This is a genomic window from Microbacterium alcoholitolerans (assembly GCF_050408615.1).
In the GTDB taxonomy this organism is placed as follows: domain Bacteria; phylum Actinomycetota; class Actinomycetes; order Actinomycetales; family Microbacteriaceae; genus Microbacterium.
Map to the genome: position 1 here is coordinate 1,265,509 of NZ_JBNTKD010000001.1, position 25,567 is coordinate 1,291,075.

Annotated in this window: 22 protein-coding genes and 2 pseudogenes; 7 read left to right on the forward strand and 17 right to left on the reverse strand. The window is 69.1% G+C overall.

What is annotated here, in order from left to right; genetic code table 11:
* Positions 1-3: 3 nt before the first annotated feature.
* From ACQUSX_RS06080 to ACQUSX_RS06090, 3 genes are read left to right on the forward strand one after another with little or no spacing between them, the layout of a single operon-like run.
* On the forward strand, positions 4-981 hold the full coding sequence (locus tag ACQUSX_RS06080) for a branched-chain amino acid ABC transporter permease (protein WP_428906061.1): 978 nt from the start codon (positions 4-6) through the stop codon (positions 979-981).
* Entirely contained in the window at positions 971-1,963 is a 993-nt protein-coding gene (locus tag ACQUSX_RS06085; RefSeq protein ID WP_428906062.1) for an ABC transporter ATP-binding protein, read from the forward strand. Before ACQUSX_RS06080 ends, ACQUSX_RS06085 begins: the two co-directional genes overlap by 11 nt.
* A complete protein-coding gene (locus ACQUSX_RS06090) occupies positions 1,960-2,724 on the forward strand; it encodes an ABC transporter ATP-binding protein (RefSeq protein ID WP_428906063.1) in 765 nt (254 codons plus the stop codon). The genes ACQUSX_RS06085 and ACQUSX_RS06090 overlap by 4 nt, the downstream gene beginning before the upstream one ends.
* Before the next feature lie 122 nt (positions 2,725-2,846).
* Here the strand turns inward: ACQUSX_RS06090 and ACQUSX_RS06095 are convergent.
* The 3 genes and pseudogenes from ACQUSX_RS06095 to rarD form a co-directional block, all read right to left on the reverse strand.
* A pseudogene (locus ACQUSX_RS06095) lies at positions 2,847-3,080 on the reverse strand (ABC transporter ATP-binding protein); the annotation flags it as partial.
* Entirely contained in the window at positions 3,055-4,293 is a 1,239-nt protein-coding gene (locus ACQUSX_RS06100) for an ABC transporter substrate-binding protein (protein ID WP_428929957.1), read from the reverse strand. The pseudogene ACQUSX_RS06095 and the gene ACQUSX_RS06100, both read right to left, overlap by 26 nt.
* A 53-nt stretch (positions 4,294-4,346) precedes the next feature.
* Positions 4,347-5,312, reverse strand: a complete 966-nt coding sequence (gene rarD, locus ACQUSX_RS06105; RefSeq protein WP_428906065.1) for an EamA family transporter RarD — start codon at positions 5,310-5,312, stop codon at positions 4,347-4,349.
* 130 nt (positions 5,313-5,442) lie between these two features.
* Between rarD and ACQUSX_RS06110 the strand changes: the two genes are divergently transcribed.
* The 3 genes from ACQUSX_RS06110 (at position 5,443) to ACQUSX_RS06120 (ending at position 10,891) form a co-directional block, all read left to right on the forward strand.
* The gene (locus tag ACQUSX_RS06110; RefSeq protein WP_428906066.1) at positions 5,443-7,353 is read left to right on the forward strand and encodes an Hsp70 family protein; all 1,911 of its coding nucleotides are present in this window, start codon (positions 5,443-5,445) and stop codon (positions 7,351-7,353) included.
* 23 nt (positions 7,354-7,376) lie between these two features.
* Positions 7,377-9,911, forward strand: a complete 2,535-nt coding sequence (locus ACQUSX_RS06115) for a LuxR C-terminal-related transcriptional regulator (RefSeq protein WP_428906067.1) — start codon at positions 7,377-7,379, stop codon at positions 9,909-9,911.
* A gap of 134 nt (positions 9,912-10,045) precedes the next feature.
* Entirely contained in the window at positions 10,046-10,891 is an 846-nt protein-coding gene (locus ACQUSX_RS06120; RefSeq protein ID WP_428906068.1) for an IniB N-terminal domain-containing protein, read from the forward strand.
* 463 nt (positions 10,892-11,354) lie between these two features.
* Here the strand turns inward: ACQUSX_RS06120 and ACQUSX_RS06125 are convergent, their stop codons facing one another.
* From ACQUSX_RS06125 to groES, 5 genes are all read right to left on the reverse strand, one after another.
* The gene (locus tag ACQUSX_RS06125) at positions 11,355-12,986 is read right to left on the reverse strand and encodes a GTPase (RefSeq protein WP_428906069.1); all 1,632 of its coding nucleotides are present in this window, start codon (positions 12,984-12,986) and stop codon (positions 11,355-11,357) included.
* A complete protein-coding gene (locus ACQUSX_RS06130) occupies positions 12,983-14,857 on the reverse strand; it encodes a dynamin family protein (RefSeq protein ID WP_428906070.1) in 1,875 nt (624 codons plus the stop codon). Before ACQUSX_RS06130 ends, ACQUSX_RS06125 begins: the two co-directional genes overlap by 4 nt.
* Positions 14,858-14,885: 28 nt before the next feature.
* On the reverse strand, positions 14,886-15,110 hold the full coding sequence (locus ACQUSX_RS06135) for a hypothetical protein (RefSeq protein WP_428906071.1): 225 nt from the start codon (positions 15,108-15,110) through the stop codon (positions 14,886-14,888).
* Positions 15,111-15,222: 112 nt separating this feature from the next.
* Positions 15,223-16,452 carry a hypothetical protein gene (locus ACQUSX_RS06140; RefSeq protein WP_428906072.1) on the reverse strand — a complete coding sequence of 410 codons (1,230 nt, stop codon included), beginning with the start codon at positions 16,450-16,452 and terminating at the stop codon, positions 15,223-15,225.
* Positions 16,453-16,650: 198 nt separating this feature from the next.
* Complete coding sequence (groES, locus tag ACQUSX_RS06145) at positions 16,651-16,947, reverse strand: co-chaperone GroES (protein WP_067242196.1); 297 nt, start codon at positions 16,945-16,947, stop codon at positions 16,651-16,653.
* Between the two features lie 127 nt (positions 16,948-17,074).
* On the opposite strand from groES, the gene ACQUSX_RS06150 reads away from it, so the two are divergent.
* Complete coding sequence (locus tag ACQUSX_RS06150; RefSeq protein ID WP_428906073.1) at positions 17,075-18,358, forward strand: class I SAM-dependent methyltransferase; 1,284 nt, start codon at positions 17,075-17,077, stop codon at positions 18,356-18,358.
* Here the strand turns inward: ACQUSX_RS06150 and ACQUSX_RS06155 are convergent, their stop codons facing one another.
* From ACQUSX_RS06155 to ACQUSX_RS06195, 9 genes and pseudogenes are all read right to left on the reverse strand, one after another.
* Positions 18,359-19,519, reverse strand: coding sequence for a hypothetical protein (locus tag ACQUSX_RS06155; protein WP_428906074.1), 1,161 nt, complete (start codon positions 19,517-19,519; stop codon positions 18,359-18,361).
* A gap of 3 nt (positions 19,520-19,522) precedes the next feature.
* Positions 19,523-19,957, reverse strand: coding sequence for a hypothetical protein (locus ACQUSX_RS06160; protein ID WP_428906075.1), 435 nt, complete (start codon positions 19,955-19,957; stop codon positions 19,523-19,525).
* Positions 19,954-21,021, reverse strand: a complete 1,068-nt coding sequence (tsaD, locus tag ACQUSX_RS06165; RefSeq protein ID WP_428907602.1) for a tRNA (adenosine(37)-N6)-threonylcarbamoyltransferase complex transferase subunit TsaD — start codon at positions 21,019-21,021, stop codon at positions 19,954-19,956. The genes ACQUSX_RS06160 and tsaD overlap by 4 nt, the downstream gene beginning before the upstream one ends.
* Before the next feature lie 186 nt (positions 21,022-21,207).
* Positions 21,208-21,624, reverse strand: a pseudogene (gene rimI / locus ACQUSX_RS06170) (ribosomal protein S18-alanine N-acetyltransferase); the annotation flags it as partial.
* Positions 21,624-22,205: a tRNA (adenosine(37)-N6)-threonylcarbamoyltransferase complex dimerization subunit type 1 TsaB gene (gene tsaB / locus ACQUSX_RS06175; RefSeq protein ID WP_428906076.1), complete on the reverse strand. Its 582-nt coding sequence runs from the start codon at positions 22,203-22,205 to the stop codon at positions 21,624-21,626. The pseudogene rimI and the gene tsaB, both read right to left, overlap by 1 nt.
* 69 nt (positions 22,206-22,274) lie before the next feature.
* Positions 22,275-22,754, reverse strand: coding sequence for a tRNA (adenosine(37)-N6)-threonylcarbamoyltransferase complex ATPase subunit type 1 TsaE (tsaE, locus tag ACQUSX_RS06180; protein ID WP_428906077.1), 480 nt, complete (start codon positions 22,752-22,754; stop codon positions 22,275-22,277).
* Entirely contained in the window at positions 22,751-23,845 is a 1,095-nt protein-coding gene (gene alr, locus ACQUSX_RS06185; RefSeq protein ID WP_428906078.1) for an alanine racemase, read from the reverse strand. Before alr ends, tsaE begins: the two co-directional genes overlap by 4 nt.
* Positions 23,846-23,957: 112 nt before the next feature.
* Entirely contained in the window at positions 23,958-24,320 is a 363-nt protein-coding gene (locus ACQUSX_RS06190; RefSeq protein ID WP_428906079.1) for a holo-ACP synthase, read from the reverse strand.
* A 54-nt stretch (positions 24,321-24,374) separates the two neighbouring features.
* Positions 24,375-25,553, reverse strand: a complete 1,179-nt coding sequence (locus ACQUSX_RS06195) for an ROK family transcriptional regulator (RefSeq protein ID WP_428906080.1) — start codon at positions 25,551-25,553, stop codon at positions 24,375-24,377.
* Positions 25,554-25,567 lie beyond the last annotated feature (14 nt).

The following is a 25,567-nucleotide window of genomic DNA, read 5'->3' on the forward strand; positions in this document are numbered from 1 at the left end:
CGCATGGACTTCGGATCGATCTTCGGCAACACCGCGGCATACATCTTCAGCCCGGTCACCATCGCCTACGCCCTGGCGGCGACGGGGCTCGCCGTGCATTTCGGCTACGCGGGCCTGCTCAACTTCGGCATGGCGGCCTTCATGGCCATCGGCGCGTACGGCTACGCCATCCCGATTCTCGTCTTCGGCGCCCCGTGGTGGCTCGCGATGCTGATCGGACTGCTCGGCGGTGCCCTGTTCGCGCTGCTTCTGGGCATCCCGACACTCCGCCTGCGAGCCGACTACCTCGCCATCGCGACGATCGCGACGGCCGAGGTCGTGCGACTGCTGTTCCTCACCCAGCTGTTCGAGGACGTCACCGGCGCTGCCGGCGGCCGCACCGGCTACCACGCGGGCTTCCGCGCAGCGAACCCGTTCCCGCCCGGCACCTACGGCTTCGGCCCGTGGACGTACAGCGCGACGGAGCTGTGGGACCGCGTGTTCGGACTGATCCTGCTGATCATCGCCGTCGTGCTCGTCTGGGCGCTGATGCGCAGCCCGTGGGGTCGCGTGCTCAAGGGCATCCGCGAGGACGAGGATGCCGTGCGCTCGCTCGGCAAGAACGTCTTCGCGTACAAGATGCAGGCACTCGTCGTCGGCGGCGTGATGGGCGCGGCGGGCGGCATCGTGTTCGTGCTCCCCTCGGCCGTGGTGCCGGGCAGCTACTCGACCTCGCTGACGTTCTTCCTGTGGACCGTGCTGCTTCTCGGTGGAGCTGCGACCGTGTTCGGCCCCACCCTCGGCGCCGTGCTGTTCTGGGTGCTCTTCGCGTTCCTCGGCAACCTGCTGCCGCAGATGGCGTCGGCGGGTTACCTGCCGATGTCGGCCTCGCAGGCCGAGGTGGTCCGCTGGATCCTCGCCGGTGTCGCCCTGATGATCATCGTGATCTACCGCCCGCAGGGCATCCTCGGAGACAAGAGGGAGATGACCTTTGTCAAGTGAGCAGCAGTCAAGTGAGAACCAGCCCGTATCGGGCAGGCGGCAGAAGTCGACCGGTCTCGCCAAGGGTCCGGCGAAGCCCGGCGTTCCCAAAGTCGATCCCATCCTCGTCGTCGACGGCGTGGAACGGCACTTCGGCGGCCTGACCGCTGTCAACGTCGAGCATCTCGAGATCCCGCGTGGGGCGATCACCGCGCTGATCGGCCCGAACGGCGCCGGCAAGACGACGCTGTTCAATCTGCTGTGCGGCTTCGACCGCCCCAACAGCGGCACGTGGCAGTACGACGGCAAGAATCTGGCGGGCATCCCGTCGTTCAAGGTCGCCAGGATGGGCCAGGTGCGCACGTTCCAGCTGACCAAGGCGCTGTCGTTGCTGACCGTGCTCGAGAACATGAAGCTCGGCTCGCCGCACCAGCCCGGAGAGAGATTCTGGGTCAGCATGTTCCCGCCTCTGTGGCGCAAGCAGGAGGCCGAGATCGAGAAGAAGGCGCGTGAGCTTCTGACGCTCTTCAAACTGGATGCCAAGGAGAAGGACTTCGCCGCTGCGCTCTCCGGCGGGCAGCGCAAGCTGCTCGAGATGGCGCGCGCGCTGATGAGCGATCCGCAGCTGGTGATGCTCGATGAGCCGATGGCCGGTGTCAACCCGGCGCTGACCCAGTCGCTGCTGGATCACATCCTCGGGCTGAAGGATCGCGGCATGACGGTGCTCTTCGTCGAGCACGACATGCACATGGTCCGCCACATCGCCGACTGGGTGGTCGTGATGGCAGAGGGCCGTGTGGTCGCGGAGGGTCCGCCGGATCAGGTGATGGAGGATCCCGCAGTCGTGGACGCGTACCTCGGTGCGCACCAGGATGTCGACCTCGGCGAGGTCACCGGCCGCATCCCGGTCGTCTCCGGCACCGCGGCGGCGGCCGACGCCGCCCGGGTCCGCGAGAAGATCGAGGCGGAAGCCGAGGCTGAGCTCGAGGAGGAGCAGAAATGACGGATGCCGCGAACGAGACGCCGAGGGACGACCGCGACATCGTGGTCGAGCTGAAGAACGTGCACGCCGGGTACCTCCCGGGCGTGAACATCCTCAACGGCGCGAATCTCGTGGCCCGCCAGGGCGAGCTGATCGGGATCATCGGCCCCAACGGCGCCGGGAAGTCCACCCTGCTGAAGTCGATCTTCGGCATGGTGCAGGTGCGCGACGGCGAGATCACGGTCAACGGCGACAGCATCCTCGGTCTGAAGGCCGACAAGCTGGTCGCGAAGGGCGTCGGCTTCGTCCCGCAGACGAACAACGTCTTCCCGTCGCTGACGATCGCCGAGAACCTGCAGATGGGCCTGTACCAGAACCCGAAGATCTACAAGGAGCGCCTCGAGTTCGTCACCGGCATCTTCGCCGAGCTCGGCACGCGCCTGAATCAGCGCGCCGGGTCGCTCTCGGGCGGCGAGCGCCAGATGGTGGCGATGTCGCGGGCGCTGATGATGGATCCCTCGGTGCTGCTGCTCGACGAGCCTTCGGCCGGCCTCAGCCCGGTGCGCCAGGATGACGCGTTCATCCGGGTCTCCGACATCAACAAGGCTGGCGTGACGACCATCATGGTCGAGCAGAACGCCCGCCGCTGCCTGCAGATCTGCGACCGCGGCTACGTGCTCGACCAGGGTCGTGACGCCTACGAGGGCACCGGTCGCGAGCTGCTCGAGGACCCGAAGGTCATCGGACTGTACCTGGGCACACTGGGCCAGGACGCCGCCTGACGCGGACCCCGCCCCGGAACGCCGACACCCCCAGTTCCCGTCGAGACCCCTGGCTGCAGACGTCTGCAGCCAGGGGTCTCGGCGGGAACTGGGGGTGTCGGCGTTCCGGGGCGGGGTCCGCGTCAGGCGGCGTCCTGGCCCAGTGTGCCCAGGTACAGTCCGATGACCTTCGGGTCCTCGAGCAGCTCGCGACCGGTGCCCTCGTAGGCGTCACGACCCTGGTCGAGCACGTAGCCGCGGTCGCAGATCTGCAGGCAGCGGCGGGCGTTCTGCTCGACCATGATGGTCGTCACGCCAGCCTTGTTGATGTCGGAGACCCGGATGAACGCGTCATCCTGGCGCACCGGGCTGAGGCCNGATCGCTGCGCCCTTCGGGTCGTTGTTCTCGTCGAAGGTGATCTCGCCGGACAGACCGTCGTAGTCGGCGGTGCCGCCGTCGTTGATGATCGCCGCGCAGTCCGCGAACGTCGAGCACTTCTCGCCCTCGCCCTCGCCGCCGGAGACCTCGCGCATCGCGGCTGCGATGTCGCTGCCCTCGACGGACTGCGCCTTGAGCGCTGCCAGTGCGATCAGGATCGTGGCGTCGTAGGCCTCAGCCGAGTAGGTGACGTCGTTGATCGGGTCGTTGCCCTCGGCGGTCCATGCCTCGTTGAGCTGGTCCAGGAAGTCCTCCGGCAGCTCTGCGCCGGCACGGGTTCCCTTCGAGCCCTCGAGCTGGATCGGCAGGTTGTCCTTGGCGTAGTTCGACAGGTTGCCGTCGACCATGTACAGCTTGCCGGTGTCGACACCCGCGTTGCCCAGCAGCGGCGCGATCGTCTTGAACTGCTCGTAGGAGACGATGGCGACGGCGTCGGGCTTGGCTGCGGCGACCGTCTGGACCTGGGCGTTGTACTGACCGTCACCCTGGTTGTACGACGCCTCGGCGACGACCTCGCCGCCTGCGGCCTCGAACGTGGCGCCGATGGCCTCTGCAAGGCCGGTGCCGTACGGGTCGTTCTGGTAGATGATGCCGAGGGTCGTGTTGCCGTCCTCTGCGATCTGGTTGCCGAGCACCTCGCCCTGCAGGTTGTCGCTCGGAGCGGTGCGGAAGTACATCGGGTCGATGCCGGTGAAGTCGGCCGACGTGTTCGACGGCGACACCGTGACGATGCCCGCACCGACGTTGCCGTCGAGGATGAGCTTCGACACGCTGGACGACGCGGCGCCGACCATGGCGGTGATGCCCTCGCTCTGCAGCTTGGTGATGGAGGTCTCGTACGCCTTGTTGTCGAGGTCGCCCTCGTCTGCCTGGCTGAGCTCGATGGTGACACCGGCGTCTGCCTCGTTGACCTGCGAGACGGCCAGCTGCACGCCGGCTTCCATCGGCGCCCCGAGGAACGCCAGCTGACCGGTGACCGGCAGCAGCGAGCCGAGCTTGAGCGTCAGATCGATGGCCGCCGGCTTGTCGGGAGCCTCGCTGGGCTCTTCGGCCGGCGTGCTGCTGCAGCCGGAGATGATGAGTGCGGACGCGCTGACCATTGCAGCGACCGCGAAGATCCTCGCGGGGCGCGAGCCCTTCATTGCGTTCATGTTGCTCCCTTGCGTAACTGAACGTGGATAACCACTTTCGGGTGACTCTTACCCTAAGGCGTCGGATGGGCGCGGCGACTCCCGTTCGATCTCGGTCCCTTAACGATCTGCCGCTGCAGCAGCAGATCGATGACGAACACGATGATCGCGACCCACACCAGCGCGAATCCGGCCCAGCGCTCCGCCGGCATCGGCTCGCCCAGCAGGGCCCATCCCACGAGGAACTGCATGACCGGCGTGATGAACTGCAGCATCCCGACCAGGCTCAGGTCGATCCGCCTGGTTCCTGCGGCGAACAGCAGCAGCGGCACCGCCGTGGCGATCCCGGAGCCGGCGACGAGTGCGGTGTGCAGGGGCGAGACGGCGCCGAAGGTGATCCCGGCATCCGACCGCCCGACGATGACGAGGGTGACGACCGCGATGGGTATCAGCCAGAACGATTCGAGCGTGAGTCCGCTGACAGCATCCACCGCCGCGCCGATGCGCTTCTTGACGAGTCCGTAGAGACCGAACGAGGCGGTGAGCGAGATCGCCACCCAGGGGAAGGAGCCGTACGCGACGATGATGACGATGACGGCGACTGCGGCGGTCGCGACCGCCACCCACTGCAGTCGTCTGATGCGCTCTCGCAGCACGACGACGCCCAGCACCACCGTGAAGATCGGATTGATGAAGTATCCGAGGCTGGTCTCGATGACGCGGTCGCTGAGCGTCCCGATCAGGAAGACCTGCCAGTTGACGTAGATGAGGATGCCCGCAAGAGCTGTCCACCCGAGCAGGCGCGGATCGCGGATGATCGCCGCCAGCGCGGCCCAGCCGCGCATGATCGTCAGCAGGATCAGGCAGAACGCGAACGAAAGCAGCACCCGCCAGGCGACCACCTCCCACGGCCCGGTCGGCACGAGCGCGACGAAGTACAGCGGCAGCATACCCCACAGCAGGTAGGCGCCCACGGTGTAGGCGGTGCCGCTGCGGGAGGGCCCGCGCGCAGCATCCTGCGCCGAGAGGTCGGAGGTCACCAGAGAACCCTAGTGCGTCCGCCGAATGAACAGCGCGCTACCCGCGTAGAAACCTCTTCCCATTCGGCTCGGATCGGCCTATAGTGAGCGGCATCCAAGTTCTGGATGACTGGGGAATTCGGCGGAAGTGATGGGCGAGTCGAAATACGTACTCGCGCTCGACGTAGGCACGACCAGTGTGACAACGGTCACTGCCAACACTGCTGAGCGTGAAGATCTTCTGGTGGTGCCGCTTGCCGTGGGGCGGGAGCGGGCCGATATTCCGGTGCTCGCGTATGTCACCGATGAAGGCGACGTGTGCTTCGGCGCAGAGGCGGTGGAACGCGGGCGCGATCACCCGGAGCGTCTGGTGCGCGACTTCACGCGTTCGGTGGGCGACCGCGTGCCCATCGTCGTCGCCGGGTTCGCGATGCGCGCTGAAGAGCTGGTCGCGCGACTCGCGGTCTGGATCGTCGCCACTGTCGCGGCCGAACAGGGAACGCGACCCGGCGTGGTCGCGATGACGCACCCCACCGGCTGGACCGGCTACCGCATGGATGCCCTGCGCACCGCCCTCAGCCAGAGCGGACTCACCGACGTGGTGCTCGTTCCGTCGGCGGTCGTCGTCACGGAGCGATACGCCACCGGCTCGTCCCGCGGACACACCGTGGCGGTGTACGACCTCGGCGGCGCCACCTTCGAGGCGAGCGCCCTGCGCGGCTTAGATGTGCTGTCCGAGCCGCACGTGATCGACACCGGCGGGTTCGACGTGGATGCCGCACTGATGCGGTATGTCCTGCCTCTGGCCGGCGCCGAGGCGGCGACCGAAAGCACGCGCGCTGAGCTTCTGACCACGCGTCGCGCCATCACGACCGCGAAGGAGCAGCTGTCCTTCAGCGCAGACGCCTCGATCCCCGTCACGCTCGGCGGCGAGACGACGAGCGTCCGGGTCACCCGCTCCGAACTCGACACGATGGCGACGCCCGTGATCGACGCGACGGCGGATGCCCTCGAACGGGCGCTCGATGCCGCACAGATCGACTCCGCCGATGTCGACGAGATCATCCTGGTCGGCGGCTCTGCGCGCATCCCGCTGATCGCCCAGGTGCTCTCGGCACGGCTCGATCGTCCGCTCACGGTGCCCGACAACCCGCAGTACGCGGCGGCGATCGGCGCGGCGCACGCGGCATGGGCGCGGATGAAGAAACTCCCTTCGACCGAGGTCGTTCCGATGACGGCCGCTTCGCCAGAGGTCGAGCGACCGCGCCGTGTCGCGCTGGCGGTGCTCCGACCGACCGGAGGCAAGACCAAGGTGCCGTACGGCGCAGCGGCCGCGCTCACTGCCGGCGCCGTGATCGTCGCCGCCGGCATCGTCTTCGCCTCGACGACGCCCTTGGGCAGCGGAACGGATGCTGCGAACGGCGCGACCAGGGGAGGCAGCCACACATCCGATCCGATGGCGTTCTGGCGCAACGCCTCGGGCTACTCCGTGCAGGACGCGGAACGGATCGCCGAAGAAGACGACGACACGGAAGACACGGACTCGGATCGCGGCGAACGACGCCAGGACGACGAGTCCGATCGCTCCTCCGACCCTTCCGACGCCACGCCCTCCCGCAGCGGCAGAGGCGGCCCGAAGGTCGAGGCGCCCGACGCGGGCTCCGGGTCCAACGCCACTCCGAGCGGCGGATCCGGTTCGCAGCCGAGCGGTTCAGGGCCGAAGGTGGAGAATCCCGACCCGACGCCCACGCCGACGCCGACGCCGGCACCCACGCCCACGCCCACGCCCGTCTCGGAACCCGTGCCGACGACCGATCCCACGCCCGACGTTCCCGACCCGACACCGGATCCCACACCGGATCCGACCCCCACGACGGACCCGACACCGGATCCCGCCCCGGACCCGAGCCCCGACCCGACACCGACGGCGGATCCCTCGCCGTCACCGGATCCGGCGCCGGAGCCCGCTCCCGACCCGACACCGACGTCCGCGCCGGTCGACCCGAGTCCTCAGCCGTCGCCTTCCGCGCCGGATCCGACCGCCGATCCCTCGGCGCCCTGACCTCGAAGGCGGCCCCCGACGCCATGTCAAACAGCTCTCTCGCGCTCGCCGAGCGCCCGATGGTGACCGTTCCGCTGACCTGGGAGCGCCAGATGCGCCCTGCGCTCGAGGTCATCGGCCACCACACGCCCCGTGCTGCCCTCGTCGGCACCGCCGGCTCGGGGAAGTCGACCGGTCTGCAGCACCTGCACCACCTGTTCGCACAGCACTCCCGGGACGTGCAGTTCGTGAACGACGCCACCGTCGATCTCGACGATGCGCCGGCCGAGCAGGTGCTCCTGGTCGATGACCTGCACCTGCTGTCCGACGAGCAGCTGCACCGGCTCGGCGAGCGCGCGGATGATCCCACCGCCTCGCTGATCATCGCCCGGCGGCCCTGGCCCGCGGGCCCCACGGCACGCAAGATCACTCGGCGCCTCGAGCAGCACACGCCCGCCACCGTGCTCGGGCACGTGTCGCGCTCCGATGTGCTCGATCACCTGAGCGTGCTCGAGCTGACGATGGCCGACGCGTGCGTCGAGCACATCCTGAGGAGCACGCTCGGCATCTCGTGGCTGGTGACCGAGGCCGTGCAGCACCATGACTCGCGCGACTGCGCCCACGACGAGTCGCATGCGGAGCTCGACCGATCGCTGGCCGAGCTGATCCTGCATCGAGTCGACACAGTCGATGACCGTCTGCGCGACGCCATCGAGGACGTCTGCATCGCCGGCCCCGGTCAGGCACATCCGGTGCCGGAAGCCACGGAGGACGACTGGGTGCTGCAGGGCTACTCCCAGGGGCTGCTGCTGCGCAGCGGCGACACGGCGCCGCTCGTGCGCACCGCCGTGCGCGAGGCCATGCCGAACCAGCGACTGATCGACCTGTGCACGCGCTTCCCGGAGGCGCTCGAGCACCGCGAGGGGCTGCGTCCGGTGCGCGATCAGCGGGTCGCCGACGCACTCGTCTCCAGCGCCGATCGGATGCTGACCGCCGAGCCGACGAAGGCCGGGGCCCTCTATGACGCGGCTGTGGAGAGCGGGACGGATGCTGCCGTGCTGGCCGAGCGCCGCGCCTTCGCCGCCTGGTCGTCCGGCGATCTGGACCGCGCCGCTGTCTTCGTCGACGAGGTGATCAGCACGACGGGCGGCCAGGACCGGTCCGCCGTGACGGGCGTCTCGGCGGCGATGTGGTCTGCTCGCGCGATGATGGTCCGCGCGCACGAGGTCTATCGGTTCGCACCGCCGCAGGACGACAGCGCACTGACCAACGCGTCGATCGCCGCGTTAGGCATCGGCGTCTCAGAGCCGCCGGCATCACCGGCGCTCGCCGAGGGCATCCCCTCTGCGGCCGGGGTCTCGATGGAGCTGCTGCGGTCGGGGCTGCGGGCGACGCTCAGTTCTGCCGGCGACGAGAACGCGCTGCCGGACCTCGTGCGCTCGGCGGAGATGTACTCCAGTGCGCACCGCGCGGATGCGCTGTGCGAGGTGCCCGCTGTGCTCGCGGCCATCGTCGCCCTCGACCTCGGCCGGCTCGCCACCGCACAGGGTGTGCTCGACGATGCGATCGCCGCGGACCACGGCGGTGCCTGGGCGCGTACGCGCCTGCTGCTGTGGAGCGCCTGGGTCGCCGTGCAGCGCGCCCATCCGGTCGATGCCAGGGAGCTGCTGGATCGCGCTCTCGCCATGTCGCCGATGGCTGCGCTTCCGACCCGCGACGCGGTGCTGATGCACGCCGTGCGCGTGGCGATCGCCCGGCGCTACGACGACGCCTCCGGCCTGGAGGCAGCCTGGCATGATGCACGCGCGAGTCTGCTCCGCGCCGACGTCGACCTGTACCTGCTGCATCCCCTTGCCGAGCTGATCAGCGCGGCCGCACGGGCCGGCGATGCCGCACGCGTCGAGGCACATCTGGCGCGCGCGCTGCAGATCATCGACGATCTCGGGGATCCGCCGATCTGGTCCGCGCACGTGCACTGGGCGGGGATCCAGCGGGGCATCCTGCTGAGCCGGCCGGATCTTCTCGCGCCGCACGCGAAGGCGCTCGTCGCCGCGGCGCATCGCAGTCGCGTGGCGGCGCGAATGGCGAAGGCGGGCCGGGTGTGGACCGACGTGCTGGCCGGCACGGTCGATCCGGATGCCGTCATCAGCGCCGCCGAGGGACTCGCCGCCATCGGACTGATGTGGGACGCGGCGCGTCTCGCCGGCCACGGCGCCGGGCGAACCGACGATCGCAAGGTCGCCGCGCAGCTGCTGGCCTGTGCTCGTGAACTGCACCCGAACGACGGCACCCGTCGCCCGACACCGACCACCACCGACGACGTCGACAGCAACACGCAGGCGGCGCCGGAAGAGGTGCTCAGCGACCGCGAGATCGAGGTCGCCCGACTCGTTCTGCAGGGCAAGACCTACGCCGAGATCGGCGAGACGATCTTCATCTCACCGCGCACGGCGGAGCATCACATCGCCCATATCCGGCGGCGCCTGGGTGCCACGTCGCGGTCGGAGGTGCTGACGAGACTGCGCCTGCTTCTGGGCGAGGGCGGGGTCGGCGCGGGGCGCACGGAGGAACCCCCGTGAACCCCCCATGCGGTATCGGGTAAACCCCCGATGCTGTGAGCGGCCCAGTCCGCATACGATCCGAGTGACGACGTCAACCTGGCAGCTGAGGGGCTTGAGCCAGGAGACAACACAGCAGTTGAAGGGGGAAGCTGATGACCTCACCGGTTGAGACCATCGCGGACGCGCTCATCGCGTTCATTCTCAGTCTCTTGAAGGATCCGGACGCTGTCGACGAATTCGCCGCCGCTCCCGCCGCCACACTCGCCCACAACGGCCTTCAGGGCGTGTGCATGGCGGATGTCGCTGCGGTGCGACCGGTGATCATCGACAATCCACGCGTGATCCACAACGACACGCCTCCTCCGCCTCCGCCTCCCACCCCTGGGGGCGGCGGCGATGACCATGAGACCGTGCGCGAGATCATCCGGATGGTGCAGCAGTTCACCACCACCGTGGATGCGCGCTCGACGATCGTGGATCAGTCCGTCAACCAGAACATCTGGACGGAGGGCGGCGACGTCACGCAGGTCTTCGACCAGGAGGCCGTCGTAGCCTCGGGCGACCACTCGATCGCAGCAGGCGACGATGTGTCGGTGGTCGACTCCGATCTCGACGTCTCGATGGGCGACGTCTCCATCGGCAATGAGAGCAACGACGGCAGCTTCAACCAGACCGGCGTGGACGGCACGAACGACGACGCCGCTGCCGCTGAAGACGCGTCGGGCGACGCAGCGGTTGACGACACAGCCGGCGACGCCGCTCCCGAGGACGGCGCGACGCCGGCTGCTGAGTCCCATGCGGCGGTCGACAGCGCGGCCGATGCGGCCACGGCCGCAGCGCAACCGGCGGCACCTCCCCCGCCGCCGGCAGATGTCCCCGAGCCCGCCGATCTGCTCGAGGGCGACATGGCCGCCGGCGGAGGCGACTCGTACGATGCCGACGCGGCCGACGCCGCGCTCGACGAGCAGCCTGTCGACGTTCCGCTCGAGGATGACTGACACACCGCGCAAGGCACACCCGGCATCCCCCTCCTCGTCCCGGGAGGGGGATGCCGGGTCTGTCGTGCCCTATGGAGCCCGGGAGCTGCCGGCGCGACCCTCACTGAGCAACCCGAACCTGGCGCCCGTGCTGGTCAAGGCCACACCGCCGTTCTCGATCCGCGCGAGCCAGTTCTTCTGGATCCTCAGCTTCGCGGTCGGCGCCTTCACCATCGTGTACATGTTCGTGATCCGTCAGGATCTGCTGCCGCTGATCACCGACGTCGCGAAGGCGGTCACCGACGGGCGGGAGGACCGCACCTACGAGAATGCCGCCGACATCATCTTCTGGGTGGTGTTCGGAATGGTCGTCGGGCTGCTTTTCGCACAGATCACGATGTTCGTGTCATTCATGGGGCGGCGTCCGCAGATCCGCTGGTGGCAGCTGCTCACTCTCGCGCTGCAGGGGCTTCTGGTGCTGCTTTCACCCGAGTGGGTGGCTCTCGGCGCGAAAGGCGCGCCACTTCAGTCGCTTCTTGCGGCGCAGGCCGCCCTGGTGCTCCTCGCCCTGCTCGCCAGCATCCTGCCCAAGGCCATCGCCTGGTCCGCCCGGCGATTCGATGTCCGGCGCGGGCCGGAGGGGACGGGACAGCCCGACCTCTGACGCGATCTCGGCGAGACTGCGCAGCACGGCCTGGCAGACGGCCAGCGCGTCGCGCTCGGCCGTGGGAGAGGCTGCGAGTGCTCGCCACCGATCGATCTCTGCCGCGGCGCGACCCGCGATCTCGCGATCCGAAGCGTGGCTGGGCAGACCGAGGCGGTCGGATGCCGCGATGCCGCCCGCTCCGAGGATGCGCGCGGCGTCCGCGGCATCCTCTCGGGGAAGTGGAAGCCCCCGCGAGCGCGACTCGGCGAGCAGCGAGAGCTCGCGCAGCATGTGGGCGGATGCGCCGAAGCGCTCGATGCCGGCGCGGACGCGATCAGTGCCCGCGCGCGGTGCGCGCTCCAGCAGCGACTGCAGCTGCAGCACGACGCCTCGTGCCTTCAGGATGTCGGCACGAGGGTGGAACTGCGTCTGCACGAGCTCCTGCAGTTCGACCATGCCGCTCTGCTGCACCATGGCATCCGACAGCTCGGACGAGCTCTTCACTCCGCCGCGGATGATCGCGGTCGCCAGGCGCACGCCGAAGATCCCGAACCGCGCGAGCAGCTCTTCGCGCACCGAGACGCTGAGACCTGTGGCGTCGCTTGGGCGCACGAATCGGTCTGCGGAGACGAGCAGCCCTTCGCGTGCACTGCGCTCCAGGCCGGCGAGCTCGCGCAGCGCGATGTACTCGCTCTCGCGCAGCGTGCGCGCACCTTCGGCGAGCAGCCCCGCGACCGGCACGACGCCCAGCGCCAGTGCGGCGAGATGTCCGTCACGCTCGTACCGCTTGGCGACGCGGCGGGCAGAGAGAAGCGAGTCGATGCGGCCCGAACCGATCTCGTCGCAGCGAGACAGGACGGCGACGGCGCACACGCTCTGGGACGCACCGGCGGCGGTGTCGCGGAACGCCTCGAGGAACTTCATGTCGGAGCCGTGCAGGTGCCGCATGAGGTACACGACGGCATCCGCCGCCGACGGGGCGTCCTCCGGTGTCAGGAACCGGGAGGTCCGCGCGGAGGTCTCTTCGGAGAGCGAGGCGATGCCCGGTGTGTCGATGAGGATGAGCGAGGACAGCCCGTCCAGCGGCCAGCCGACGTCGATCCATTCGATCTCCTCGGCGGTGCGTCCGCCGAGATCGAACACGAGCAGACCGCTGTCGCGTCTGATCGGCATCCTCGTCGTGGTTCTGTCTCGCAGATGCACGCTGATCCTCGGCGTCGGCGAGTAGCGGTACCAGGTGACCACGCGGGTGCACTCAGCGGTGTCGGTGGCGGCGATCCGCTCTCCGAGCAGCGCGTTCATCAGCGTCGACTTGCCCGCCTTGACCATGCCCGCAAGTGCCAGGCGCAGCGGCTCGTGCAGCCGCACCTCGAGCTGGTCGATCACCGCCGTTGCGTCGCGATCTCCCACATATGCGCTGCGTGCCGTGCGCAGCAGATCCTCGGTCTCGGCGATCACCGTCGCCGTCATGACGCCGCCTTCGTGCCGATCGCCGCGCCCGGTGCGCCGGCCGGCAGCGCGCGGACGGGCGCCGGCGGAAGTGCAGGGATCGCCTTGCGCACCCGCTCGAGCTCGGCGATCCGGTTCCTCAGCATGACCACTCTCTGGTCCCGCGTGGCGGTGTAGCCGGTGGCCGCCTGCTTGGCCCGCTGCAGCGCATCGGCAAGCGAGCTGTGCAGCTCCTCGGCGAGAGAGCCGAAGTGGTCGCGCGTGGCGCGCTGCACCATCCGCAGTCGATCCTTGAGCTGCTTGCCGACCTGGAAGGTCACCTCATCGATGTACTTGCGCACGATGATCTTCGCCTCCTGCTGCCGCCGGTTGAGCCGGTTGCCCATGTCCTCGCGGTAGGCGCGACGACCCACGAGCACACCGGCCAGCAGCGACAGCGGGTTGATCAGCGCCATGCCGATGAGCCCCGTGGCGAGGCCGACCATCAGCACGCCGCCGTACGATCCGCGCACGCCGATGTAGATCTTCTCCCCGGCGCTGAGCTGACCGGCATCCAGCCCCGAGATGCCGTCCACCGGATCGAGCACGCCGTCGATGTCCGACACATCGTGGATCGGGATGTCGGATTCGTCCTGGCTGAACAGCTCGGCGACCTCCTCAGCCAGCCACCGTGAGCGCTCATCCGTCCACACGAAGGTCTCCGATACGGCGGCGGTCACCCGCTGATCGAGCCACTCCCTGATCTGGTCCCAGATCGGGCCAGGGTCGCCGTCATCGATCGCCCGCTCTGCCTCGCGCTGCACCTTGCGCAGCCTGTCGCGCACGTCGTGCTCCATGTCGGCGACGAGGTCGGCGATGCCGTCGGTCAGCAGCACCTGCCAGCGCGCCGAGCGCCCACGGAACTCATCCGCCTTCTCCTTGGCGCTCTCGAGCTCGGCGATCATGCGCGGCGTGTCCTCGGGATTCACCAGCGCGTTCAGCTCGGCGTGCAGCGACATCTCGAGCTGATCGACGACAGAGGTGAGCTCGTGCACCGCGCTGCGCTCATGGATGATCTCGGCTCGCCCGAGCACCTCCCGGCGAAGGTGCGCCACGAGCGCGGGGAAGCCGGACTCGTCGTTGAGAGTGCGGTCCTGCAGTTCGGCCGCGAGCAGGCGCAGATCGCTCGACACCGAGAAGATCGGCACGTCATCATGCCCTTCCAAGTGCCCGCGATCGATCTGCTCGATGCGGCGCCATTCGGGGTACAGATCGGTCTTGGCGAGGACGGCCGCGACGTTCGGCGAGATCCGCATCGCATGCTGCAGGAACTGCACCTCCGGCTGGGTGTACTCCTGCGAGGCATCCGACACGAGCAGCACGGCGTGCGCGGATGAGAGCGCCGCGAGTGTGGCGAGCGAGTTGGAGGAGTCCAAGCCGCCGACCCCCGGCGAGTCCACCAGCTTCAGTCCGCCCCGCAGGATCTCCCGAGGCAGCAGCACCTCGGCGGCGAGCACACCGCGCTCGTTGCCGGGGTTGCCCCGCTCGGAGACGAAGTCGGCGAGCCTGTCGATCGGGATCTCGCGCCGCAGCGGTTCGGCGCCGGCTTCGGCGGGTCGCTCGATCACCCATGCGGAGGGCGTGTCGGCGTAGCCGACGGTGGTGGGCACGCTGGTCGCTATGTCATCGTCGACGGGGCACGCCGGCGCGTTCACCAGCGCATTGATGAGCTTGCTCTTGCCCTGCTTGAACTCGCCGACGACGATCACCCGGATCGAGGGATCGCCCAGCCTCTCGCGCGTGTTGGCCAGCCGGACGGCGAGATCCTGCCTGCCCGCTGACGCGGCGAGATCGCCGACGTTCTGGATGACATCGACGATCTGATTCTCTGCGTTGCTGCGTTGCGCCGGCACGAGTCCCCCTCTTGCGTCCGGGTGGTGTTCAGCCGAAGAAGTCGAACCCGGGGGCTTCGCCGCCCGGTTCGACTTCGCCGGTCGCGTCCTCGCCCCACAGGAGGTCCGCGTCCACATCCCAATCCGACTCGTCGATGTTCGCGAGCTCTTGGCTGAAGGCGTCAGTCGAGAGCGGGTCGAAGAGCGCGCCGTCGGACCACGCGGCATCCGGCATGCCGTCGTCAGCCGGTACAGCTTCGTGTGCGTCAGACATCGCTCTCGCCCCGGGTCGGTTGATTGAGGATTCTAGTGGTGTGCCCGGCCGTCCACCAGAGTGGACGGCCGGGCAGGTGTTTCGACTTCGTCAGTCCCCAGACGTGTCAGTCTCAGAAGTCGACGTCGGTCTCGTTCGCGTCTCCGAACGGGCTGCCGACGTTGGAGTTGTCCACGTCGACGTCCACGTCCAGGTCGGGGTTGAACGAGTTGTCCTGGAACGAGTCGTTCACGCTCCAGTTGTCGGAGTTGTCCGAGTTGTCCTGGAACGAGTCGTTGATCCGCCAGTTGTCGGAGAAGTCGTCGTTGAAGGAGTCGGTGTTCCACGTGTTCCCGATCGAGATGTCCCCGACCGAGATGTCGGTGTCGATGTTGCGGACGTCGACGTCGCCGCCGGCTGCGATCGAGTTGTCACCCGAGGCGATGTTGCTGCTCTGGCCGAAGTACTGGCTGACGTTGCCGCCGTACGCGCCTCCGCCCATCGCGCCTGCGTCGCCGGTCGATCCGCCGTTGGCGTTGCCGCCGCCGGCGAGCGAGCCGGCACCGCCGCCGGCGCCGGAGCCCCCACCGGCACCCGCTGCACCGCCATCGCCGGCGCCTCCGTCTCCGCCGCTGCCGAGGATGCCGTCCCCGCCGTCGCCACCACCGCCTGCGCCGCCGTCACCGCCTGCGCCGCCGTCACCGGTGTCACCGCCGCCTGCGCCCGAGAACGCCGGCCCTCCCCAGCCACCGTCTGCGTCTCCGCCGACTGCGATCGCGGCGCCGCCGCTGCCGGAGGCCGTCGAGATGTTCTGGCTGACGGACTGGTCGTTGATCGTGCTGCGCACGTCGAGGTTGAGGTCGAGACGGCCCATGCCGCCCATGCCCGACATCATGCTGCTGCCGCCGGCGCCGCCGAGACCGATGTTGAGATCACCCATGCCGGTGTCGTACTGGCGGATGCCCGTGTTGATCGAGTGGTCGTACAGCGTCTGGTTGCCCGAGTCGTGCACCGAGTGGTCCGAGTTATCCGAGTTGTCCGAGTTGTCGGAGTTGTCCGAGTTGTCGGAGTTGTCGTTGCCCGAGTCACGGACGTCGGTGTCGTTGTTCGACAGGAAGTCGTTGTTCGACTGGTTGTCCGAGTGGTCGGAGTTGTCCGAATTGTCGGTCGTCGAGTTGTCCGAGTTGTCGTTGTGCGAGTTGTGATCCGAGTTGTCGTTCCCCGAGTCATCGACATCGACATCGTTGTTCGACAGGAAGTCGTTGTTGGAGTTCGTGTCAGAGTAGTCGTTGCCCGAATCATCGACATCGAGGCCGAGATTCAGCTGGGTGCCGAGAACGTTGACGTTGTCTTCCGAAGCCATGATTGATTCCCCTTCATCGTGAGTGCCAATTGGCGCTTGATAAGAGTGTGCGACTTCGCCGCGAGAGCGGCATCGGGGGTCGTCCCGAGGGTTGTCGGCGCCGCACCGGGGATCGATAGGGGGCGGATGGGGGTCGATAGGGGAAACAGAAGAAGACCCGGTTGCCGAGGCAACCGGGTCTTCTCGAAACAGAACGCGTCAGCGGACGACGACCGCCAGGACGTCGCGCGCCGAGAGCACGAGGTACTCATCAGCACCGAACTTCACCTCGGTGCCGCCGTACTTGCTGTAGAGCACGCGGTCGCCCACGGCGACATCCAGCGGAACGCGGTTGCCGTTGTCGTCGATGCGGCCGGGGCCCACGGCCACGACCTCGCCCTCCTGGGGCTTCTCCTTCGCGGTGTCGGGGATGACCAGACCGCTTGCGGTGGTCTGCTCTGCCTCGACCTGCTGGATGACGATGCGGTCCTCGAGCGGCTTGATGGAAACCGACACGGTGTACCTCTTCTTTCGTGACTGAGTTCAGAAGACTGTTAGCACTCTCATGCCGAGGGTGCTAACTCCAGTGTATGCCGATGGCTGGCACTCACGCAATGCGAGTGCCAGCGCTTAGGCTTGACGGGTGGAGATGTCTGAGCTCACCGCCATGCTCACGCCCGAGGGCCTCCGGCTGCTCGACGAGGCCGGCGCGATCTCATCGACTGCCGACGTCGCGAAGACGGTGTCGCGGCTGCGGGCGGCCGGCCACTCCCCCGACCTCGTCTCGGCTGTCGTCGGACAGGCGCGCCTGCGGGTGAAGGCGCGGGCCAAGTTCGGCGAGTTCTCCCAGCGGATGCTGTTCACTCGCGCAGGCCTGGAACAGGCCACCCGGTTGAATGTCGCGGCGCTGCACGCCGGACGCATGCGGCAGGCTGGCATCACTCACGTCTCAGACCTCGGCTGCGGCATCGGCGGCGACAGCCTCGCCTTCGCGGGCGCCGGTCTGCGCGTGCAGGCCGTGGATGCCGACGAGGTCACCGCCGCGATCGCCGCGTACAACCTGGCTCCGTTCGGCGGCGATGCCTCGGTGCAGCATGGCACCGCCGAGGAGTTCATGAGCGCCAGCCGCGGAGAAGTGCGCTTCGCGCGGACAGTTTCTGCCGATTCGTCCGCGGGAAGCGCACATTCCCGCGGCGCGGGTACAGGCTCGGATGCCGCAGAGCGCTCGGCGATCTGGCTGGATCCCGCCCGGCGCACCGCCGGGCACTCCGAGACGCGCCGGACATCGGCATCCGACTGGTCGCCGTCGCTGGACTGGTGCTTCGAGGTCGCGCGACAGCATCCGACCGGCATCAAGCTCGGGCCGGGCCTGGACCGCGACCTGATCCCGGACGACGTCGAGGCGCAGTGGGTCAGCGCCGACGGGAGCGTCGTCGAGCTGGTGCTGTGGAGCGGCGCGCTTGCGCGCGAGGGCATCCGACGTGCCGCGCTCGTGGTGCGCGACGGCGAGACGCACGAGCTGACCGCGCCGGCGGACGTCGAGGACGCACCGGTCCGCGAGCTCGGCGCCTTCCTGCACGAGCCGGACGGCGCGGTCATCCGCGCCCGGCTGATCGGCGAAGTGGCGCGGATGCTGGATGCCGGGATGCTCGACGAGCAGATCGCCTACCTGACGGGGGATGCTGCGCTGACCTGCCCGTTCGTGCAGTCGTTCCGGGTGCGCGAGACGATGCCGGCGCACGTGAAGGCGATCAACGCGGCGCTTCGCGCGGGCGGCATCGGACGGCTCGAGATCAAGAAGCGCGGGATGGATGTCGATCCTGCGGCATTCCGCAAGAAGCTCACGCTGAAGGGCTCAGGCGAGGCGACACTGATCCTCGCGCGCACGGCCGCGGGGCGGGTGGCGATCCTCGCCGACCGGGTGTGATCAGTCGACGACCTCACCGGTCCTGTCGTCGATCGACGTCACCGCCGCATCCCTGATGATCGTCAGCGAGGGCCCGCGCATGTCGGTCCAGCGCACGCTGTAGATGCTGCCGGGCAACGCGAGGTCGATGTTCGCCGTCGCGTCGAGCTCGCCGCAGGCCTCGGCGATCAACTCGGTGGCGCTCGCCACGATGAGGCACGTCCGGTCGTACTGATGCAGCCAGACCGGCAGGTCGCCGTCGTAGCCGAGAAGCTGCAGCGAATTCCCGTCGTATCCGGAGGCATCGAGGAACTCCGCGATCGGGAGCTCCTCCTCGGAGTACGCCGATCGCCAGTCCCACCCCTCGCTCGTGTTCTGCCGCTGCATGATCACGACGGCGTCGCCCTTCGCGTCCTCGGTGAGCATCGCCCAGATCGAGATCGTGTCGCCGTCCTTCTCGAGACTCGTCGACATCTGCAGGTCGTACGGGTTGCGCTCGCGGTCGGCCCGCAGGCAGTTCGCCTGCGGGCGGCGCTCTCCGCCGGTGAGAACCAGGCATTCGTGCGCGCCCTCCTGCTTGGTCGCATGCCAGGCGTCCACGCCGTACTGCGCGCCGATCAGTTCGACCGAGCCGGAGTCGTAATCGTTCGCTCCCTCCAGCTGCACCCAGGTGTCGCGCTGCTCCGCGGTCATCGAGAGACCGTCGTCGCGGCCGAAAGCCAGCCAGCCGGCGCCGAATCCCAGCAGCAGAGCGACGGCTGCCGCGAGTGGAGCGAGCCATCTGCGCGTCGGCCGGGAGTCGGCCGGGTTCGTGGGGTCCGGGGCCGGATCTGTGGTGTCGGGATCCGGGGCCGGGTCTTCGGACACGCCCGGGGACTCATTCGGAACGGGGTCGGCTCGCTCTTCGGCCGGCCCCTCGGACGGGCTCTCGGACGGGTTCACGGAGCCCACCGGAGCTGGCACGACATCGGGGGTGCAGAGCGCCCGCAGTTCCTCGGCTTCCGCATCCGTGAGCCCGCCACCGGGAGCGTATGCCCGCCGCTGCAGCTCGCGTCGACGCGCACCGGCGCGGTCGGTCAGCGCCTGCAGCTCGGCAGCTTCAGCATCCGTCAATCCACCACCGGGCGCATAGGCCCGCCGCTGCAGCTCACGTCGTCGTGAGCCGTCCGCGCTGTCCGGCATCCGTCACCCCAGCCTCTCGAACTGCATCATCGCCCAGATCAGCCACCCCGTGCTGAACAGAGTCGCGCAGAGCCCCAGCACCAGCGCCCACACCGAGACGGCCCGGTTCTCGACCGGGCGGCGCAGCGACATGATCGCGGCGATCACCGCGACGATCGCGACCGGGATCCCCCATCCGACGAACATCGAGGTCGCCAGTGCGACGATGGCGGCGAACAGTGCCCAGGGTGCCAGCCGCGCGTCATCGACGCTGTCGTCCGGGGTCCACTCGTGCGGAGCGAACTCGACGGGATCCGCTGCCGGCGCCTGCGCGGTCGAGTCGATCGGCACCGGTCCGGTCGGCAGCCTGCCGTACCCCTTCGACGCACCGGGCAGCGAGGCGCTGCCCTCCGGCCTCTCGACCTCGGGCGTCGGTCCCTCGATGCGCGGATCCGTCATGACGCGCTCACCTGGATCTCGGTCACCGGCAGCGTGGAGTCGGCGCCGAACGAGAGAGTCGACGGGGTTCGCCCCTGGGCGATCAGCTCGGCCGCGAGGCCTGCGATCATCGCGCCGTTGTCGGTGCACAGCGACAGCGGCGGGATGCGCACCGCCACCCCCGCGGCGGCGGCGCGCTCGAGGGCGACTTCGCGCAGGCGCTTGTTGGCGATCACGCCGCCGCCGAGAAGCAGACGCGGCACGCCGAGGTCCTTGCAGGCGGCGAGCGCTTTGGTCACAAGCACGTCGACGACGGCCTCGCGGAAGCTGGCCGCGACGTCGGCGAGCGGAATGTCATCGCCGTTCGCATCGGCGCGCTCCATCCACCGTGCGACGGCGGTCTTCAACCCCGAGAACGAGAAGTCGTAGCGGTGCTTGTCGAAGTCGGATGCCTTCGACAGCCCCCTCGGGAAGCGGATCGCCTTCGGGTCGCCGCCGACGGCGGCCGTGTCGATCTGCGGTCCGCCCGGATAGGGCAGCCCGAGCAGGCGCGCGACCTTGTCGAAGGCCTCGCCCGCGGCGTCGTCGAGGGTCTCGCCGAGCAGTTCGACGTCGGTGGTCAGGTCGCGCACGTGCAGCAGAGACGTGTGGCCGCCAGAGACGAGCAGCGCGATCGTCGGGTATTCGAGAGGTGCGGATTCGTCGCTGTCGGATGCCAGGATGTCGGCCGCGATATGCCCCACCAGGTGGTTCACGGCGTAAAGGGGCTTGCCGAGCGACACCGCCAGGCCCTTCGCGGCGCCGACTCCGACCATGAGCGCGCCGGCGAGTCCCGGTCCGCTGGTGACGGCGATCGCGTCGAGGTCCTCCAGGCGCACCTGCGCCTCGGCGAGCGCCAGTTCGATCGAGGGCTGCAGGGCCTCGAGATGCGCACGGGCGGCGACTTCGGGCACCACGCCGCCGTATCGGGCGTGCTCGTCCATGCTCGACGCGATGGTGTTCGACAGCAGCGTGCGGCCGCGAACGATCCCGATGCCGGTCTCATCGCAGCTCGTCTCGATGCCGAGCACCAGGGGCTCTCGCACGGCGGCCTCCTGTGCGGCATCGGTCGTATCGGGTTCACCCGTTAGGGAGGAGTTCTCGCCCTCGGGAGGAGCTTCTGCAGGAATCTCTCCTCCCGAGCCTGAGTTCTCCTCCGGAGCCGGCGCGGCCGCGGGAACGTCCGCGGCACGCGCGGACCATTCGCGCAGGTCCAGGCGCATCACCACGGCATCCACGTCGTCGGGCTGGTAGTAGCGAGGGCGGCGGGCGAGCTCGGCGAAGCCCTCCGACAGGTACAGGCCCATGGCGACCGGGTTGTCGGCGCGCACCTCGAGGAACAGCTCGCGCGCCTGACGGGTGACCGCCTCGGCGATGAGGGCGCGCAGCAGCATCCGCCCCCTGCCCCTGCCTCGGAACTCGGCGTCGAACGCGATGGTCTGGATGTCGGCATCCGATCCGCCGGGCAGCACACGCAGTCCGCCGTAACCGACGATGCGGTCGCCCTCCTCGTCGACGAGGTAGAGGTTGTGCGCGCTCGACACCTCTGTTCCCATCGTCTCCTCGCTCCACGCGTCGGTGGGGAAGTTGCGGTGCTCGAGCCGCATGATGGCGGCGAGGTCGTCGAGCGCGGCCTGACGCAGCGGCATCAGCTCACCCGCTTCAGTGCGCCGGGCTGGACGACATCCGGCGAGCGCAGGTACAGGGGCTCGGTGTCGGCGAGCGTGCGCCCGGCGGCCAGAGCGCGAGCCCCGACTCGCGCGAGGGCGGCGGCGGACAGGGCGGTCTCGACGGCTGTGTCCGCGCCGCGCTCGTCGAGGTGCGTCGGCTCGAGGAGATGCGGGATGCCATCGGCATCCACCCCGTGGAACCGGCTCACCGCGATCTCGCGCCGGCGCGCGTCGGTGATCACCGAGAACGGCTCGGTGGTCCCGGCGTCGATCGCCGTCAGTGCGATCGCGAAGTGGCTGGGGACGGGGATGACGGGGATGCCACGGCCGAGCGCGAACGCGCGGGCTGCCGCGATGCCGATGCGCAGCCCGGTGAAGGGGCCGGGCCCCATGCCCGCGACGACGTGGGTAATCTCGGGACGGGCGACCGCGGCGAGCAGGTCGCCGATGACCTCGGCGTGCCCGAGAGGGTCAGGGGTGGATGCCTCGGCGACGGTGCGCCCGTCGGCATCGATGACGGCGACGGCCGTTCCGAGGGAGGTGTCGACGGCGAGGATCACCCCTCCAGGTTAGTCGCCGCGGGCGAGAGACCTCCATCACAGGTGACCGCCTACATTCGTTCCAGGGATTCACCCCGTGACGCGCTCGACGGTCACGACGCGCGGGGCGTCGGCGTCGAGGTCCTCGTCGGCGATGTCGGCGCCTCCGACGGGCCGCACCAGCTCGATGTCCCACCACGAGTCGGCGATGGCGGATGCCATGGGCCGTCCCCACTCGATGACGACCACCGAGCGGGAGAAGTCGATGTCCAGGTCGTCGAGCTCTGCAGCGGATCCCAGTCGATAGGCGTCCACGTGCACGAGCGGCGGTCCCTCGATGAGCGACGGATGCGTGCGGGCGATCACGAAGGTGGGGCTCTGCACCGGCCCGCGCACCCCGAGGCCTTCGGCCAGACCGCGGGTGAAGGTGGTCTTGCCGGCTCCGAGTGGGCCGGTGAGCACGATCAGGTCGCCCGCCTGCAGCTGCTCGCCTATGCGCAGACCGAAGTTCTCCATGGCATCCGAGGTGGTGATCTCGTGCCGTCCGAGGAAGGCCGGGTCGATGCTCATGAGACCGTCCTTCGCGGCACGCGGTCGCCGATGCGGGTGACGATCTCGTAGTTGATGGTGCCCGCGGCATCCGCCCAGTCGGTCGCAGAGGGCTCCCCCAGCGTCGGGTCGCCGAAGATGACGACCTCGTCTCCGACCTTCACGGCCTGATCGCCCACGTCGACGACGAACTGGTCCATGGCGATGCGACCGGCGACGGTGTGCCGGCGGCCGCCGACCAGCACCGGTCCGGTGCCGGATGCCTGGCGCGGGATGCCGTCGGCGTAGCCCAGCGGCACGAGCGCGAGCGTGGTGTCGCGCTCGCAGCGGTAGGCGTAGTCGTAGGAGACGCCGGACCCGGCCGGGACGTGACGGACGGCCGCGACCGAGGCCCGCAGCGTCATCGCGGGGCGCAGCCCGAGGTCGGACGAGGAGCTTCCGGCGAACGGCGAGAGCCCGTAGAGGCCGATGCCGATGCGCACCGCGTCGAGTCGCGCCTCGGGGATGCTGATGGCGCCGGCGGTGGCGGCGAGGTGGCGGATCTCGGGATGGATGCCGAAGGACGCCGCCCGCTCGATCACCGCGTTGTAGCGGCTGAGCTGCTCGCGATCGTCGTCGATGCTGGTGCCGGAGAGATGGCTGAAGATGCCGACGATGCGGATGCGACCGATGCGCTCGAGCCGTGCGGCCTCGGCGAGAACGCGATCGAGGTCCTGCGTGGCGATGCCGTTGCGCGAGAGGCCGGTGTCGACCTTGAGGTGCACGGCCGCGGTCGGCGATTCGGATGCTGCGGCGAGCTGTCCCATGGACGAGACGCCGATCTCGATGCCGGCCTCGACCGCGTCGGCGAAGCGGCGCCCCGGTTCGTGCAGCCAGGCCATCAGCGGGGCGGTGATCCCGGCGCGACGAAGCGCGAGCGCCTCGTCGAGCGTTGCGGTGCCGAGGCGGGTGGCGCCACCGGCGAGCGCGGCGATCGCGACCGCTGCCGCGCCATGCCCGTAGGCGTTGGCCTTGACGACGCCGATCACCTGCACGCCGGTGAGTGCACGGAAGTGTCGAACGTTGTCGGCGATCGCATCGAGGCTGATGGTTGCTTCCCGGAAGGGGTTCATGCGTCCTCTTTCCTCCGCCGAGACCCCCAGGTGCCGCCGATACCCCCAGCTGCAGACGCCCGCACCTGGGGGTGTCGGCGGCAGGTGGGGGTGTCGGCAGGAATGACACGGATCATGCGGCATCCGTCCTCTCGGCGATGACGTACGCCGCGGCGAGGCCGGCGTCGTGCGTCATGGTGAGGTGCAGCGCGGTGATGTCGCGCTCGACGACGACGGCGGCGGTCGATCCGCTGAGCACGAAGTGCGGGCGTCCGGAAGCTTCGCTGGCGATCTCGATCTCAGTCCAGTACACGCCGTCACTGCCGCCGAGCGCTTTGATCAGAGCCTCTTTCGCGGCGTATCGGGCGGCGAGCGAGCGCAGCTTCAGCTGCTGCTCGGCCGGGGTGAACAGCCGGGCCAGCAGCCGCGGTGTGCGGGTGACCGACCGCTCGAACCGCGCAACGTCCACGAGGTCGATTCCGGTGCCGATGATCACGTCATCAGCCTACTCGGCGGGCATCCGGGGAACGGGCCTGAGTGGCCCGGGTGGTCACGAGATTCCGAGCTGATCGGACAGCACCATCACGGCGGCACCGCGCAGCACGATGTCCGGCTGCGCCGTGAAGCGGATCTCGACGTCGTCGAACACCTCTTCCAGGGTGTGGGCGTGCAGTGCGTCGGTCGCCGCGGCGACGAACACGTCGGACAGCAGGTCGGCGGGCCCCGACAGCACGATGTCCGACAGGTCGAGCGCCGCCACGATCGGGGCGATGGCGATTCCCAGGCGCGCGCCGGCATCGCGGAGGACGTCGTCTCGCGCGCCGGGCGACTCGGCGATCGCCGCAGTCAGCCGCCCCACATTGACCCACGCCTCCAGGCATCCGTTCCGCCCGCAGACGCATCGCGGGCTGGGGCCGGCGCCGACCACGACATGCCCGATCTCACCGGCCGCGAACCGGCTGCCCGTGAGTGGCTGACCGCCCGAGATCAGGCCGGCGCCGACGCCGCGTCCGATCTTGACGAGCATGAAGTCGCTGCGCTCGGTCCCGAAGGTGTACTCGGCGAGCACCGCGGCGTTGGCGTCGTTGCGCACGATGACGGGCAGATCGAGTTCCCGGCTCACGGTGGCCTGCAGCGGCAGCCCGTGCCATCCCAGGTTCGGCGAGCTGAGCACGACGCCGTCGGCCCCGACCACGCCCTGGGTGCCGATGCCGACGCCCAGAATCGGCTGCGCCGCGAGGGCGATGAGTCGACGTGCGAGCTCGAGCGTCGCGGTGAGGGTCGCTTCTCCGTCGTCGTCCGGCCGGTCGATCGTCTCGCGTGCGGTCACCTCGCCGTCGAGTGTCATCAGTGCGCCCTCGAAGCGGGTCGTACCGGACATGTCGATGCCGACGATCCGGTGGCCTGTGCGGTCGACGTCGACCAGGGTCGCGGGCTTGCCCGGGCCGGACGCTTCACGCACGCCGAGCTCCTTGACTATCTCGTCGGCGATGAGCTCTGCCACCAGATCCGAGATCGTGACGCGGGTCAGTCCCGTCTCACGCGCCAGGTCGGCGCGGCTCATCGGACCCTCGTGGTACAGCGTCTGCAGCACAAGTGCCCGGTTGTGACTGCGAGCGTGCTCGGGCAGCACCTTGGTTCGAGAGCGGAGTCGCCGCGACGGTCCGAACGCGCGCGCGGCGGCATCCGATCGCTTCTGCAGCGGTTGAGCGTCGTCCGACTCGGGCATGTTTGTCAGTACAC

Excerpts from the sequence above, each read along its gene's own strand:
- ACQUSX_RS06080 (WP_428906061.1), top strand. The coding sequence starts at position 4 with ATGGACTTCGGATCGATCTTCGGCAACACCGCGGCATACATCTTCAGC.
- ACQUSX_RS06090 (WP_428906063.1), top strand. The coding sequence starts at position 1,960 with ATGACGGATGCCGCGAACGAGACGCCGAGGGACGACCGCGACATCGTG.
- ACQUSX_RS06110 (WP_428906066.1), top strand. The coding sequence starts at position 5,443 with ATGGGCGAGTCGAAATACGTACTCGCGCTCGACGTAGGCACGACCAGT.
- ACQUSX_RS06115 (WP_428906067.1), top strand. The coding sequence starts at position 7,377 with ATGTCAAACAGCTCTCTCGCGCTCGCCGAGCGCCCGATGGTGACCGTT.
- ACQUSX_RS06120 (WP_428906068.1), top strand. The coding sequence starts at position 10,046 with ATGACCTCACCGGTTGAGACCATCGCGGACGCGCTCATCGCGTTCATT.
- ACQUSX_RS06125 (WP_428906069.1), bottom strand. The coding sequence starts at position 12,986 with ATGACGGCGACGGTGATCGCCGAGACCGAGGATCTGCTGCGCACGGCA.
- ACQUSX_RS06135 (WP_428906071.1), bottom strand. The coding sequence starts at position 15,110 with ATGTCTGACGCACACGAAGCTGTACCGGCTGACGACGGCATGCCGGAT.
- ACQUSX_RS06140 (WP_428906072.1), bottom strand. The coding sequence starts at position 16,452 with ATGGCTTCGGAAGACAACGTCAACGTTCTCGGCACCCAGCTGAATCTC.
- ACQUSX_RS06155 (WP_428906074.1), bottom strand. The coding sequence starts at position 19,519 with ATGCCGGACAGCGCGGACGGCTCACGACGACGTGAGCTGCAGCGGCGG.
- ACQUSX_RS06160 (WP_428906075.1), bottom strand. The coding sequence starts at position 19,957 with ATGACGGATCCGCGCATCGAGGGACCGACGCCCGAGGTCGAGAGGCCG.
- tsaE (WP_428906077.1), bottom strand. The coding sequence starts at position 22,754 with ATGAGCATCGACCCGGCCTTCCTCGGACGGCACGAGATCACCACCTCG.
- alr (WP_428906078.1), bottom strand. The coding sequence starts at position 23,845 with ATGAACCCCTTCCGGGAAGCAACCATCAGCCTCGATGCGATCGCCGAC.
- ACQUSX_RS06195 (WP_428906080.1), bottom strand. The coding sequence starts at position 25,553 with ATGCCCGAGTCGGACGACGCTCAACCGCTGCAGAAGCGATCGGATGCC.